This window comes from Enterococcus sp. AZ141, assembly GCF_051714385.1.
GTDB classification, from domain to species: Bacteria; Bacillota; Bacilli; order Lactobacillales; family Enterococcaceae; genus Enterococcus_D; species Enterococcus_D entomosocium.
This window is the reverse complement of sequence record NZ_JBIORT010000001.1, coordinates 1,144,398-1,159,280: the sequence shown is the minus strand read 5'-3', so window position 1 is coordinate 1,159,280 and position 14,883 is coordinate 1,144,398. Positions and strand designations below refer to the sequence as shown.

The 14,883-nt window shown below is 44.5% G+C and carries 12 protein-coding genes; 4 read left to right on the top strand and 8 right to left on the bottom strand.

Going from position 1 to position 14,883, the window contains the following annotated elements; all coding sequences use genetic code 11:
- Positions 1 to 180 precede the first annotated feature (180 nt).
- The 3 genes from menA to pplA all read right to left on the bottom strand — a co-directional run bounded on the left by menA (position 181) and on the right by pplA (position 3,424).
- Positions 181 to 1,134, bottom strand: coding sequence for a 1,4-dihydroxy-2-naphthoate polyprenyltransferase (menA, locus tag IGI89_RS05445; RefSeq protein WP_196044257.1), 954 nt, complete (start codon positions 1,132 to 1,134; stop codon positions 181 to 183).
- A gap of 12 nt (positions 1,135 to 1,146) precedes the next feature.
- A complete protein-coding gene (locus tag IGI89_RS05440; RefSeq protein ID WP_438735403.1) occupies positions 1,147 to 2,223 on the bottom strand; it encodes an FAD:protein FMN transferase in 1,077 nt (358 codons plus the stop codon).
- 262 nt (positions 2,224 to 2,485) lie between these two features.
- On the bottom strand, positions 2,486 to 3,424 hold the full coding sequence (pplA, locus tag IGI89_RS05435) for an extracellular electron transfer flavoprotein PplA (protein ID WP_429966499.1): 939 nt from the start codon (positions 3,422 to 3,424) through the stop codon (positions 2,486 to 2,488).
- Between the two features lie 270 nt (positions 3,425 to 3,694).
- Between pplA and IGI89_RS05430 the strand changes: the two genes are divergently transcribed.
- The 4 genes from IGI89_RS05430 to IGI89_RS05415 all read left to right on the top strand — a co-directional run bounded on the left by IGI89_RS05430 (position 3,695) and on the right by IGI89_RS05415 (position 7,818).
- Positions 3,695 to 5,635: an NAD(P)/FAD-dependent oxidoreductase gene (locus IGI89_RS05430; protein ID WP_016612065.1), complete on the top strand. Its 1,941-nt coding sequence runs from the start codon at positions 3,695 to 3,697 to the stop codon at positions 5,633 to 5,635.
- A 206-nt stretch (positions 5,636 to 5,841) separates the two neighbouring features.
- Positions 5,842 to 6,249, top strand: a complete 408-nt coding sequence (locus tag IGI89_RS05425) for a NusG domain II-containing protein (RefSeq protein WP_010748871.1) — start codon at positions 5,842 to 5,844, stop codon at positions 6,247 to 6,249.
- A 10-nt stretch (positions 6,250 to 6,259) separates the two neighbouring features.
- Positions 6,260 to 6,820 carry a Gx transporter family protein gene (locus IGI89_RS05420; RefSeq protein WP_005232987.1) on the top strand — a complete coding sequence of 187 codons (561 nt, stop codon included), beginning with the start codon at positions 6,260 to 6,262 and terminating at the stop codon, positions 6,818 to 6,820.
- A gap of 11 nt (positions 6,821 to 6,831) precedes the next feature.
- Positions 6,832 to 7,818 (top strand): polyprenyl synthetase family protein, encoded by a 987-nt coding sequence (locus IGI89_RS05415; RefSeq protein WP_438735402.1) that lies wholly within the window; start codon positions 6,832 to 6,834, stop codon positions 7,816 to 7,818.
- Positions 7,819 to 7,981: 163 nt separating this feature from the next.
- On the opposite strand, the gene gor is transcribed toward IGI89_RS05415, so the two are convergent.
- The 5 genes from gor to IGI89_RS05390 form a co-directional block, all read right to left on the bottom strand.
- Positions 7,982 to 9,328: a glutathione-disulfide reductase gene (gor, locus tag IGI89_RS05410; RefSeq protein ID WP_016621111.1), complete on the bottom strand. Its 1,347-nt coding sequence runs from the start codon at positions 9,326 to 9,328 to the stop codon at positions 7,982 to 7,984.
- 93 nt (positions 9,329 to 9,421) lie between these two features.
- Positions 9,422 to 10,663, bottom strand: a complete 1,242-nt coding sequence (locus tag IGI89_RS05405; protein ID WP_008381725.1) for a peptidase U32 family protein — start codon at positions 10,661 to 10,663, stop codon at positions 9,422 to 9,424.
- 13 nt (positions 10,664 to 10,676) lie between these two features.
- Complete coding sequence (locus tag IGI89_RS05400; protein ID WP_438735401.1) at positions 10,677 to 11,597, bottom strand: peptidase U32 family protein; 921 nt, start codon at positions 11,595 to 11,597, stop codon at positions 10,677 to 10,679.
- 269 nt (positions 11,598 to 11,866) lie between these two features.
- A complete protein-coding gene (locus tag IGI89_RS05395) occupies positions 11,867 to 14,347 on the bottom strand; it encodes an ATP-dependent Clp protease ATP-binding subunit (protein ID WP_008381720.1) in 2,481 nt (826 codons plus the stop codon).
- A gap of 5 nt (positions 14,348 to 14,352) precedes the next feature.
- The gene (locus tag IGI89_RS05390) at positions 14,353 to 14,820 is read right to left on the bottom strand and encodes a CtsR family transcriptional regulator (protein WP_005230319.1); all 468 of its coding nucleotides are present in this window, start codon (positions 14,818 to 14,820) and stop codon (positions 14,353 to 14,355) included.
- Between the last annotated feature and the right edge of the window lie 63 nt (positions 14,821 to 14,883).

Genomic DNA, 14,883 nt, shown 5'->3' with positions numbered 1-14,883 from the left:
GATTAGCCACCATCACCAACTTTATTGCTGCGATCAGGAACGCAGAGAAAGCAAGCCTAATCTTTTCATAATAAGCATTACGATCGTTATTTTATCAAATGATTTTTGAAGTTTTTTACGTTATTTTGGTCCTCAAAAAAAGATCGACCAGCTCTTTCAAGAGCGGGTCGATCTTTTCTTTTACAGCAATTGCCACAGCAGGCACAAAAGTAAGCCCAAGGCATAGCTGCTGTTGAATAAAATCATGTTCTTAATCGAATAGCCGAAACTACGTGGGTGGGGCAGGCTGGCTTGATGCTCTTTCAAATTTTGGTGGATTTTCGGCAGTGTCAGAAACACGAGCAAAATCGGCCATTGGAAGAGACCAAACAAGAGGCCCAATAAAATAGCGGCGTAGGAAGCTAGCATCATTCCTTGAAACAGACGGATACCTGCTTCGCGACCGATGTAGTACACCAGTGTGTAGCGGTGATTTTCGATATCGGCTTCCAGATCCCGTAAGTTATTGGCTAACATGATGTCAGCAATCGTGAAAATCAATGGCAAGGATGCCAACACGATGGCACAAACGGCCCAGAGGTTCCCCACTAAGCCAAAGGTTCCGTTCGCAAAATCCAGTGCCAGATAAAAAACTTTTTGATCAATGGTATTGATATAGATCGTGATGGCAAAAATCCCTAATCCCATCGTTACGCCGCTGAATACCTCGCCTAAAGGCATCCGCGATAACGGAATGGGACCAAAGGTATAAAAGACCCCGATAAAACAAACGACCAACCCCATCACTAGCAGCAACCAGCCAGTGACAAACGACAAGTAAAGACCAATTAACAAGGTTCCTGCCAGCATCGCAAAAATCAGATTGCGAACAGTAGCTTCTGAGATGTTTTCGCGCCCGATCACATTGTGCTGGTATTTGTAGGTTTCTGATTTGGCTTTTTTGAAATCCATATAATTGTTGATGGACGTCGTCGTCAAATCAAACAGCAACATCCCCAGAAAAAAGATTGCGGTATTCAAAGGATGAAATTCATGAAAATACACCAACGAGAACAACACACCCATAATGAAGGGGAAGACACTGGCCACTTTGGTACGGATCTCCACTACTTCTAAAAACACTGAAAGAGACATCTTTCACTCCTCCTATTCTAAATCAGCACGATCACCCATCGTGTAGCCTGATTCCTCTGAAAGTTCAAAGGTATCTTTGATACCGTCGGTTACATACACTTTATCTTCTTTTGTGATAAAGATCGCATCGGTCCCCTTTTCGGTATGCTGTTCGATATAAGCCAAGCCTTCTTTGACCCCTTTATCAAACGCCACCGTAGTCAACCCGTCACCATCGATGGATTTGTCGGTGATGACAGTCACACTTGCTACATCGCTATCGTAAGGATAGCCAGTCTCAGAATCAAAAATATGGTGATACGTTTTGCCGTCTACTTCTAAGTAGCGTTCGTAGATCCCTGAAGTAACTACTGTTTTATTGGTTTCTTTGATACTACCGATAATCGAGCCGCGAGATTTGTTCGGGTCTTGGATTCCGACATTCCATGGCTCATCTGTGCCACGGTTACTATGACCTAACACATAGACATTCCCGCCCAAATCGACGATCGCGGAAGTCACGCCATTGTCCTTCAACACTTTAACGACTTCGTCCGTGATATAGCCTTTAGCGATCGCCCCAAGGTCAAGGATCATGTCCTTGTCTTTTAAATAAACGGTTTGATCTTCATCGTTAAACTCGACTTGTTCATAATTGATATGTTTCAATGCTTCATCGATCTCAGATTGCTCTGGCTTGCGGGCATCATCAAAGCCGATTCGCCATAATTGGGTGATGGCACCGATGGCCATATTAAAGCCGCCTTCTGATCTCACACTGTAATCGTAAGCTTCTTTTAGCAAATAATAAATATCATCCGAAACCTTCACTGGTTTGATGCCAGCTTGCGCATTGATTTCATCGATCTCTGATCCTGCTTGGTTGATGGTGATTTTATCGCCTAATTCTCTGATGCGGTCAAAGGCTGGCTTCATAGCGTCCTCTTTGCCATCATCATAAATGCGGATTCGAGTATAAGTGCCTAATAAAAATTCTTCTTGAAAATATGGTTCTTCCCGCAGCGTCGTTGCTTCCTGATTACTGCCACAAGCTGCCAACATTGTGCCTAAAAAAACAAACATCAGAAAAAACGTTACTTTCTTTTTCATGATTTTCCTCTTTTCTATTGTCTTCAACCTTCATATAATAGCCTTTTTTTAGCAGAATGAAAAGGGGCATTCCGTGATTCCGCAACGTATTTTAGGAATCCTTAATCGAACTTTTTCTTCTTTGTAAAAAACAGTTCTTTTAAAAAAAACTTCCCGCCAGATTGCTTCCTTTTGCACGAACTTGCTTTTATGACCTTGCTGCCCACGAAAAAAAGACAGCACTCAAAGCGAATGCTGTCCTCTTCATTCAAAAAAGTTGTGATTATTCAGTAACGAAGTTATCGACTTCAATGGTTGTTTGGTCACCTTTTTCAGCTGCATTCAACAATTGTTGTGCATAGATAACAAAGCTGTGGAAGCTGTGGGTTGCACCAGAAACGACGTCCATGTCTGCCACAGAACCATCTTCGGCATTGACTGCAGAAACAAAGGCTTCATTGAAGTTTGGAATGAATTCTTCTGGACCAGTACCAGATTTTGCTTCCATGTTTTCATTGTATTCTGCATCATCTTTTTTCGACTCGCCGGCTTCGTTTAGGTAGTCGTAGTTTGATTCAGCGATTTTGCCGTCAGCCACAGTCATTGAGAAGACCACGCGGTAACCGTTTGAGTAGTTCTTTTCTTCTAATGTATAGGTTCCGTCTTGCAAGTCTGCACCGTTGTCGATTTCAATGGTATCCGTGTTGCCTGCTTGCGCCGCTTGGATCAATTGTTGTGCATAGTTTTGGAAGGAATCAAAGGAATGAGTCGCGCCAGAAACTACTTCGATTGAAGAAGGGCTTTGTGCAGCAACTAATTCTTCATTGAATTTAGGAATAAATTCTTCTGGACTGATGCCTGCTTTTTCTTTCATCGTTTCATTGTATTCAGTGTTTTCTGTTTTTGATTCGCCATCAGCATTCACGTTGTCATATTTTGATTCAACGATTTTGCCGTCTTTGACTGTGATCTCAAATGTGACACGGTAGTCGTTTTTATAGTTCTTTTCTTCTAAACGATACGTCCCATCTTGCATTGGCTCGCCCGCAACAATGGTTGCTTCCGTGCTTTCTGTTGATGCTGAATCGCTTGCAGAAGTTTGTGATGTACTTTCACTAGTTGACGAAGAAGCTGTGTTATTGTCATCTGCTCCGCAACCCCCTAACAACATTGCTGAGAATGAAAATACCGCCATACCTACAATCAATTTCTTTGCTTTCATAATTATCCACCTTTTACTTGTTTATTTTCCCCACAAAAAAGTTTGTGATACACCTAACATTTTAAAGTAAATTTACGATATGTCAACCGCTTCCTTTCCGCTTTTTTACGGAAAAAGGACTTATTTTTTGATTTTCGCAAGTTTTCACGAATTTCAGGAAATATGCGTTTTTTTCATCAGAATCGTTAGACAAATGAACCATTTGTCTATATAATAGGAACGATTGTGTAATTATTATCATAGATTATTTTTATTAAGGAGAGATTTGCAATGGCAAAGAAAAACATTGTCGTTGTCGGTGCCGGTTATGCAGGCGTTTCTGCTACGAAGTACATGGCAAAGAAATTGAAAAAAGACAATGATGTTGAGATAACATTGATCGACCGTCACTCTTATCATACGATGATGACTGAACTGCATGAAGTCGCTGGAGGACGTGTAGAACCTACCGCAATTCAATATGACTTGCAGCGCTTGTTCTCACGCAAGAAAAATGTTCGTTTAGTAACCGATACAGTAACTGGGATCGATAAAGAAAATAAAACCGTCCAAACAAAATTAGGTAGCTATTCATTTGACTACTTGATTTTAGGGATGGGTGGCGAACCGAATGACTTTGGTACACCTGGCGTTAAAGAAAACGGCTTTACTTTATGGTCATTTGACGATGCTGTCCGTATTCGCGAACACATTGAAAAAACTGTCGCAAAAGCAGCGATCGAACCAGATGCAGCATTACGCAAAGCAATGTTGACCTTTGTCGTTTGTGGTTCTGGATTTACCGGGATCGAAATGATCGGTGAACTGATCGATTGGAAAGATCGTTTAGCTTCCGATTATAAATTGGACCCAAGTGAAATCAGCTTGAAAGTCGTTGAAGCAATGCCAACGATCTTGAACATGCTTGATCGTAACGATGCAGCCAAAGCAGAACGCTACTTGAAGAAAAACAATGTTGATCTTGTCTTGAATGCACCAATCGTTGAAGTGGCACCTGACCACATCAAACTAAAAGATGGTTCAACGATCCCAACCCACACATTGATCTGGACTGCCGGTGTCAAAGGAACTAGTGATGCTGCTGATTTCGGTTTAGAAACCGCTCGTGGATTCCGTCTAGTTGCCAATGAGTTCATGGAAGCAAAAGGCTACGAAGACAAAAACATCTATATTATTGGTGACTTGGTTTACTTCGAAGAATTCCCGAATACACCAACACCACAAATCGTGCAAGCAGCTGAACAAACAGGTCACACTGCAGCAACGAACATCGTTTCAGCCATCAAAGGCGGCGAAAAACATAAATTCAAAGGAAACTACCAAGGATTTATGGTTTCGATCGGTGCCAAATGGGGCGTGGCGAACTTATTCAATAAGATTCACCTGAGCGGTTTCTTAGCGATCATTATGAAACACATCGTTAACTTGAAATACTTCTTTGATATTCGTTCTGGTTACTACATGTTCCAATACTTGATGCATGAAATCTTCCACATCAAAGATGACCGGACAGTAGCCCGTGGTCACACGTCTCGTTACGGTAACGTCTTGTGGAGTGTTCCGCTTCGTATTTTCTATGGTCTTGTCTGGTTCGTTGAAGCCTTCAAGAAAATTTTAGGTACGAATGGGGAAGTCTTCAAACCTGGTACTTGGTTCGGTGAAGGTTCTTGGTTCCAAGGCAACAGCGTATTCCCTTGGACTTGGGAATATCAAACAGTCGCTGATGCAGCCAGTGGTGCTAGTGAAGCAGCCGATGCAGCAAGTGCCGCTAGTGGCGCCGGCGAAGCAGCCGATGCAGCGACACAAGCCGCACACTTTGGTTTGAGCTATGCTTACGGTGAACAACCAATGATCGTGATCGAAAAATCACCTGACTGGTTCACAAAAGTTATGCAATTTATTATGCCAAACAATGACGTTGCAATGTTCTTCCAAAAATTCATGGTCTTCTTTGAAATTGCTTTAGCTCTTGCATTGATGGCTGGTCTCTTCACTTGGTTAGTGAATGCAACGACCATCGTTTTAGTGTTGACTTTCTGTATGTCTGGTATGTTCTACTGGGTAAACATCTGGTTCATTCCAGTTGCGTTTGCCTTGATGAACGGTTCAGGACGCGCAGTCGGTTTAGATCGTTGGGTAATCCCATGGTTGCAACGTACCCTTGGAAAATGGTGGTACGGTACCCCTCGCTCCTTATATGGCAATAAATAAGCCAGCAAAATAGAATACCTGTACGACTTCATGAGACTAAGACATTCTGATTTTCAATCAGTGTCTTGGTCTCTTTCCAAGTACAGAACTTTTTCTTGATCGTCCTTGCACAGAAATCGGTGGATTATTGAGGATTCAGCTAGTAGAATCTTGTCTTCTTATGCTAGAATGAGACACATCACATGAAAGAACAGGAGTCTTTTTTGATGAAACTAAAAGAATTTATCCGCGATGCCCATTTAAAACCATGGGATGGCGTCATCATACTTGTTTTGATCCTCAGCTCTTTTTTACCGATTTTTATTTTTGGCCAGACGCAAACAGCGGACAAAGAAGCCGTCTTGCGGGTCGATGGGACAGAAATCAAACGTTTTGACTTAGTTGAAGGTCAAAAAACGTACACCTATCTTTATGAAGATGAAGACGGGGATACCAATTTACTGGAGATCGAAGGCGATCGGATCCGAATCAAGGAAGCTGATTGCGGCGACCAGATTTGTGTGCGCCGTGGCTGGGCCAGTAAAAATGGGGAAACCATCGTCTGTCTACCTCATAAATTGGTGATCGAAATCCAAGCCGCAGATGGGAGTGAGACCGACGATCTAATCTATTGATCGTTTGCTTATGAGTCGATTACAACGAATAATTTTCATCTCACTGCTGGTCGCCCAAGGGGTCGTGATTGGTTTAGTTGAAAATATGATCCCTTATCCATTTGCCTTTGCGCCTGGTGCGAAACTAGGTTTGGCAAATTTAATTACCATTATTGCATTGTTCACCATGCCGAAAAAAGACAGCTTTCTCTTGATTTGGCTAAGACTGATTTTAACGACGTTACTAGGAGGAACGGTTTCAACCTTCTTATATAGTATGAGTGGTTCCTTACTGAGCTACTTTGGGATGTCTTTGGTGAAACAGTTGGGGCCTAAGCGTGTCAGTATCATCGGCATTAGTGCGGCTGGCGGTTTCTTACACAACGTCGGACAGTTGATTACTGCCTCATGGATCGCTCAATCCTGGAGCGTGATGCTCTACTTGCCGGTCCTGTCTTTCTTTGGGATCTTGTCCGGGATCGCTATCGGGATCGCCGCCAACTACTTGCTACGTCGTGTTGAAACACTGCGCCGTTTTCAAATTGATTATGAACGCCAGACCAAAGTCAAATGGCGCTCGGATTCAGAATAAAGGAGTTAATTATGAAACTTCATTCCATGTGGCAAGAGTATCCAGCATTGCAAGCTGACTTATCTGCCTCCTTGCAATTGATGGAAAAATCATTAAAACTAAAAAACAAAGAGGTCGAACAAGCGATCCTGTCCATGATCCATTCAGGTGGAAAACTGCTGCGTCCTGCTTATCAGCTGCTCTTTTCTGCTTATGGCAGCGACAAAGATCGCGAAAAAGCCGTCGCATTGGCGGCTTCGATTGAGATGCTCCACACTGCTTCGCTGATCCACGACGATATCGTCGATCATGCGGACACCCGCCGCAAGCTGCCGACCATTCGTTCCGAATTTGGCAACGATGTCGCTGTCTATGCTGGTGATTACCTCTTCGTCTGCTGCTTCAAATTGATGGCGGATTATGCTAGCTCCATGAAAAGCTTGCAAATGAATTCCCGTAGTATGGAAAAAATCCTCGCCGGCGAATTAGGGCAAATGAGCAAACGATACGATTTGTCCGTCACCGTCGAGGATTACTTAGAAAACATTCGCGGCAAAACCGCTGAATTGTTTGCCTTAAGCTGCTTTATCGGGGCTTACGAAAGCGGCACCTCCTTGCGCTTTGCAAATCAAGCCCGTGAGATCGGCGAAGCCATTGGCCTTGCCTTTCAAATCATGGATGACGTCTTGGATTACAGTCAAGATGCGACTGCCTTAGGAAAACCAGTATTGGAAGATGTTCGGCAAGGCGTCTATTCTTTGCCGCTGTTGATGGCATTGAAAAATGACCGCCAACAACTGTTGCCACTGCTGGAAAAACAAGCTGCCATGACTGAGGCGGATACCCATGAAGTCTATCGGATCGTCCAAGAAAGCGACGGGATTGACGAAGCCAAGAAACTCGCTGCCGACTACACGAAAAAAGCTTTGCAAGCGATCCAGAAATTGCCTGAGACCAAAGATGAAACCAAAACATATCTTTATCAGATCACGGCTCAGATCCTTGGGCGTCAGAACTGATCAAGGATCTAGGATAAACCCAGCAGCTGGGATCATACTGAAATAAGCCCCCAAGGTTCGATTTCTGATCTACTTTTGGGGACTTTTTAGTTGATAGCTAGAATTTTATACGCAAAAAAAGCCTCAACGGACAAATCATCTGTCCGTTGAGGCTTTTTTTCTTTTAACGCATCGTCACAAATTCTTCTGACCCCGTCGGATGAATGGCAACGGTTTGATCAAAGTCTGCTTTCGTAGCACCCATTTTGATGGCTACAGCGAAGCCTTGCAACATTTCATCGACACCGATCCCGATGCCGTGCAGACCGATGATTTTTTCTTCTTCTCCTAAGCACACCAATTTCATCTCACATTTTTGGCGATACTCATTTAAAGCAAAGTACATCGGTGTAAAGCGCGAACGATACACCTTTATCTGCTCTTGGCCATATTTTGCCAAGGCTGCTTCTTCGGATAAACCAATCGTGGCAATCGGTGGATGCGTAAAGATGACCGTCGGTACTAAGTGATAATCCAAGTACGCACCGCTTTGACCGTTGAACAAGCGCTCAGACAAGCGACGACCGGCGGCGATCGCAACCGGGGTTAAATCTAATTTTCCAATGACATCACCCACTGCAAAAATCGTGTCAGCCGTAGTAGTTTGATATTTGTCCACAATGATAAACCCTTTTTCATCCAATTGGACATCGGTGTTTTCTAGGCCTAACTTATCCGTATTCGGCACGCGACCACCAGCAAAAAGGACGCAATCGCCGGTCAAGGTTTCACCATTTTCAAAGTGAACGATATACTCGTCACCTTCTTTAATGATACGAGAGGCAACGTAGCCTGCATAAGTTTCGATCCCTGATTCTTGGTACATCTCCACAAGATTATCCGCAAGCATCTTGTCAAAGGTTCGTAATGGCCGCTCTTTGCGGTACGCCCAAGCCACTTGGCTGCCCAGCTGTTGGCTGACCCCGCTGATTTCGGCTGCGATGTAGCCTGCCCCTAAGACGACCATACGCTTTGGTGCTTCTCGCAACGCAAAAAAACCATTCGAGTCAATGGCGTACTCACCACCAGGAATATTCATAGCGCTAGGTTTTCCACCGGTGGCAATCAAGATGTTTGCTGCATGGTAGTTTTCCCCATTGACGGTGACCGTGTGGTTATCCACAAACTGTGCATAACCGTGGATAACTTCTACATTATTGCTATCTAAACCTTTTTGATAGGCTGTGTGTAAAAAATCAATGTATTTTTCACGGTTATCCACAAGCTCAGTGAAATTAAATTTATCCACATGTGGATAAATACCGTAGCTAGTTGCGTCCCGCTTGATCATTTCTAACATCTCACTGGCTTGCCACATGACTTTTTTCGGCACACAGCCGACATTGACACAGGTGCCGCCTAATTCATTGCCTTCGATCAATAATACTTTGGCACCGTGCATTCCTGCTCGATTGGCTGAGGCGATCCCGCCGCTGCCGCCGCCAATTACTATGTAGTCGTATGTTTCCATATTTGTTGTTTCCTCCTTAAGATTGTCTATGTTCTCATCGATCCTTTTTGGCTGGATTGATTCAACAAAAAAAGCCGAGAGAGACTCTCGACCTTATTTTTTCTTCCGAATCATGTCTCCGACTTCCACCGGTTCTTTGACCGGCATCGTCAGCAGCATCATAGGATTTGGTGCACGATCGATGGATTCACCGTCTTCATTATACATGACTTCGACGGTTTGGTGAAAGTGATGGAATCCGGGACCGTAAAATTCGATTTCATCGCCGACGGAAAAGTGGTTCCGTTGCCGGATCGTAGCTGTTTTCGTTGCCGGATCATATGCCATGACTTCCCCAATAAACTTGTATTGTGGAATTTTCCGACGTGGACCAAACAACTGCTCATTTTCACTCGGGGTATCATAGTAAAAGCCTGACGCAAGCTCGCGCTGCGCAACTTTCCACAGTTCATCGATCCATTCTTGTTTGCAGACATAGTTCTCTGGATCGGCCATGTAACTGTCCACGGCTGCTTTATAAACGTTCGCCACGGTTGAAACATAGTGGATCGATTTCATGCGGCCTTCGATTTTGAAACTATCCACGCCGTTTTCAATCAGATCAGGGATATGTTCAATCATCGACATATCCACAGCACTCATGGAGAATTCTTCTTCCACTGTCCCATTCTTGGTCAAACTGTTTCGTTCCGTTGCAAAGGGCATGTCAAACAGATCATATTTCCAACGGCAAGATTGCGAACAGCCGCCGCGATTAGCGTCTCGCATCGACATATGATTGGACAAAGTACAACGGCCAGAATACGAAATACACATGGCGCCATGAATAAAGGCTTCGATCTCCACGCTGGTATTTTTGCGGATCTCAGCGACTTCCTCCATCGACACTTCCCGAGCGAGGACGACCCGTTCTAGGCCTTCTTCTCGCCAAAATTCCAACGTTTCATAGTTCGTGGCACTGGCTTGGGTGGACAAATGGATCGGTAGACCCGGCGCTTCTGTTGCGCAGATCTGGATCAAAGCTGGATCAGAAACAATCACGGCCGAAATACCGACATCTCGCAATTCCCGAAAGAACTCCCCTGCACCTTCTTGATTGCCCTCATGAGTCACCATGTTGGCTGCTACATAGACTTTTGCGTTGTGGGCTTTGGCAAAAGCTACCCCTTCCGCCATTTCTTCATAGGTAAAGTTTCCCGCGCGACTCCGTAGGCCATAGGCATTGCCGCCGATATAGACAGCGTCAGCGCCATAGTGGATCGCTGTTTTTAATTTTTCTAACGTACCAGCTGGTGCTAACACTTCTGGTCGTTTCAATGCTTGTTTAACGGTCATTTGTTCTTGCTCCTTACTTGATATCGTCAGGATCGATGGCATAAAATCCAGTGTCTAACCCACGTTCTGCCGGATGAAGTTGGGCAACTTGTTCACTGAGCACAGCAGCTTGCTCTGCTTGCCACTCCCCACTTTCTACAAGGGTCTTGGCTTGGGCAAACAGTTTAGCAATTGCCACAAAGGCTGCCCCTCGTGTATAGATTCCGTCCAACTTCCAGGTTTGAAAGCCTGTTTCGGCTAATTCCGCCAGCTGCAGCAGCAAATTAATGTCGTTATTGGCAAAAATGTGCGTACCGTGGCTATCTTCATAAATGGAATAGTGGGTTTCTTCTTTTTTCGGTTCGGATAAAAACAACCCACGATCGTGGTTCTTTTCTTCCGATTGTTGGGTATAGTTATAATAATTTTGTAAAAGCGGACGCTTCGATTGGTGAATGCAGGTCGCACCATAAACCAATACTTCCACAGGAATATTTAGTTGCGGGGCCATGATTTTCATTTCCTCGAAAGGAACTTCTCGCGCTAAAACGGCTGCCCTTGCCCCTTTTTGTCCCCAAAAATTGATTTGACGAGCGCTTGTTACTAAGGTTTCCCCTGCATAGATAAATGGCAAGGCACATTCTGGATTTTGCTTCATGCGGTAAATGATCCCAGGATCTCCGAGAGCGATTTGATCGGCTTGATTGGTCTTCAGAAATGCTAGGTATTCTGGAATCAGATTCATTTTTTCTGGGTGCATGATGCCATTGACCGCGATCGTCACTTTCTTTCCAGCTTCGTGGGCCATGTCGATCAGTCTGATTTGCTCTTCACGAGAAAAAGAGGCCGGTAGGCGCAGCCCAAATGTCTCTTCTCCAAAAAACAATGTATCAACATAAGGGATCAGCTGCTGTGCTTGCTCGATCGATTCCACCGTGGCGATAATCTCAACCATAATACTCCTCCTTTTTTCAACTCATTCATAGTATCACACAGCAGGATTCTTTCCAAGAGGTCTCGTTACTCTTTTTTTCACGAATAGCGCTTTGATCATTAATCAACCGTTGTCATAAAGCTATTTAGAAGGATATTTTTTTGTGAATCATCAATCATAATCAGTGGAGACTTCTTGATCACTACTAGACATAACAAGACAAAAAAGCGGCGTTCCTATGGATGCCGATTGCTCGACCATAGAAACGCCACTGCCGTTATTGGCTCGACTTAAACTTGTTGCAAGACCCGTGCTTGTCCCTCTTTGACATTGAGGGTGATCGATCCTTTGGAAGCACCGATCGTTACTTTGTCACCTAAATGAATTTGTCCTGATAGGAGTGCTTCACTTAAACGGTCTTCGACTTCTTTTTGCAAGGCCCGACGAATCGGCCGTGCCCCATATTCTGGATCAAAACCAGCTTTACCGATCACATCAATGGCAGATGGCGTGATCTTCAATTGGATGTCTTGGTTGCCTAATCGTTTGATGATCGCTTTGCTCATGATCTTCACGATCTCGTGGATCTCCCCTTCACCTAAGGATTGGAAGACCACTGTTTCATCCACACGGTTCAAGAACTCTGGACGGAAGGCTTTTTTCAGCTCTTCTAAGATCCGTTTTTGCATCGCTTGGTGATCTTTCGTTAAATCAGTGACATTGAAACCAACGCTTTTTTCTTCGCGGATTTGTTGGGCACCGATATTAGAGGTCATGATCAAAATCGTGTTGCGGAAATCGACCTTCCGACCTTTGGCATCCGTCAAATGGCCATCATCCAGCACTTGCAAGAGGATATTGAAGACATCGGGATGGGCTTTTTCCACCTCGTCCAATAAGATGACGGAGTATGGTTTTGAACGGATTTTTTCCGTCAATTGCCCACCTTCATCGTAGCCGACATAGCCTGGCGGTGAACCGATCAAACGGCTCGTGCTGTATTTTTCCATAAATTCGGACATATCGACACGAACCAAGGCATCTTCACTACCAAACATCGCTTCTGCTAAGGCTTTGGCAAGCTCGGTTTTCCCGACACCGGTCGGGCCTAAGAACATGAAGGAACCAATTGGTCGGTTCGGATCTTTCAACCCACTGCGGGCGCGGCGGATCGAACGAGCGACTGCCTTGACTGCTTCTTCTTGGCCAACTACCCGTTGATGCAAGATCTTTTCAAGATCCAACAAGCGTTCGCTTTCTTTTTTCTCCATCTGCTGCAAAGGTACGCCGGTCCATTGGGAAACGACCGTAGCAACATCTTCTGCAGTAACACTATCGGCATAGCCTGATGCTTCTTTGACTTCCATAAACGCTACTTCCGTCAGCTGTTGGGTCAATTTTTTTTCCTTGATCCGTAAACGAGCTGCTGCTTCAAAATCTTGCTGACGAATAGCGGCTTCTTTTTCTTCGATCAAGTTGGCGATCTCGTTTTGCAGATCTGCCAATTCTGAACTTTCATCGGTTTTGTCTAAACGCACTTTGGCAGCTGATTCATCCATCAAATCGATGGCTTTATCTGGTAATTGGCGCGAATTGATGTAACGCACGGACAGTTGCACAGCGGCGTGTAACGCATCATCAGAAATTTCCACCCCATGATGTTCTTCATAACGAGGACGCAAGCCCCGTAAAATTTCTTCCGCTTCTTCTGGTGTCGGTTCGTCGACTTGCACCCGGGCAAAACGGCGTTCTAACGCAGAATCTTTTTCAATGTATTTTTGGTACTCATCTAGTGTTGTGGCACCGATGGTTTGCAATTCCCCACGGGCTAAGGCTGGTTTCAGAATATTCGAGGCATCAATCGCCCCTTCTGCTCCGCCGGCCCCAATCAGTGTATGCAATTCATCAATGAATAAGATGATTTGACCATCTTGATAGATCTCATCAATGATTTTTTTCATTCGGTCTTCAAATTCGCCCCGGTATTTCGTTCCGGCAACTAAAGCCCCCATGTCCAGCATCATCAAACGCTTGTTTTGCATGTCTTCTGGGACTTCCCCATTGATGATTTTTTGGGCTAAGCCTTCGGCGATCGCGGTTTTCCCAACACCAGGTTCCCCCACGAGAACAGGGTTGTTTTTGGTCCGACGGCTAAGGATCTGGATCAGGCGTTTGACTTCTTTGGCACGACCGACAACAGGATCCAACCGTTTTTCACGGGCTAATTTGGTCAAATCACGGGCTAAGGAATCCAAGGTTGGTGTTCCTTGCTGCGCTTTGGCTTGGGCTGGACGACGACGACCAGCACTTCCGTTCGTTTTGCTTTCATTGAAGCCCATTTTTTTCTTCAAAAGCTGACGCATTTTCGCGAGACTCAAGCCGAGATTCAGCATGATCCGTGAAGCCAAAATGTCTTCGTCTCTTAATAAGCCTAATAATAGATGTTCGGTACCGATTTGTGGTGCCCCTAAGCGTTTGGCTTCATCCCCTGCATAAGCAAATGTATGTTTTGCTCGTGGTGAATACGCGAGATAGGCATTTTCTGGGTATTGACGAACGGTGCCGTACCCTGTTAAATGTTCGATTTCTTCACGAATATCGTTTTCTGTGATATTCATTTCCCGTAACGTTTTGCCGGCGATCCCGTTTTGTTCAATGACCAGTGCCAATAGAATATGTTCAGAACCTACCGCTTGGTGCTTAAAGTATTTTGCTTCTTCTTGGGCGATAGCCAAAACGGCTTTCGCGCGTTGGGTGAATAATTCATCCATCTCTTTCACTTCCTGTCTTCGTAACTTAATCGTTCTAGAATTGCATGGAGCAAATCAGCTCGTGTTCTATTTTCATAAGGAGAACGTCCTAGAACTGCTTTCGCGATGACGGTCAATAATAAGTTGCCTTCTCGCTTGGACAGGATTCCTTCCTCATAAAGTTTCTGGATTATTGCATACGCATCTTTTTCCGAGATGGTTTCATCGAATAGTTGATTCATTTCTTTTAAGTAGTGGTGGCTGTCCGTGATTTTGACTTTTTCGATCCGAATATAGCCGCCCCCGCCGCGTTTGCTTTCAACCGCATAGCCTCTTTGAACGGTGAAGCGGGTATTGATCACGTAGTTTATTTGTGAGGGCACGCAGTTGAACAAATTTGCCATTTCCGCGCGACGAATCTCAATGGTTTCACTATCTTCAAGAATTTTCTTCAAATATGCTTCAATCAAATCGGAAGTATTGTGATGACTCAATTCATTCCCTCCCTTGACTAATTCTGACCTTCATTATACCCAATTTTTGAATCCTTGGAAAGA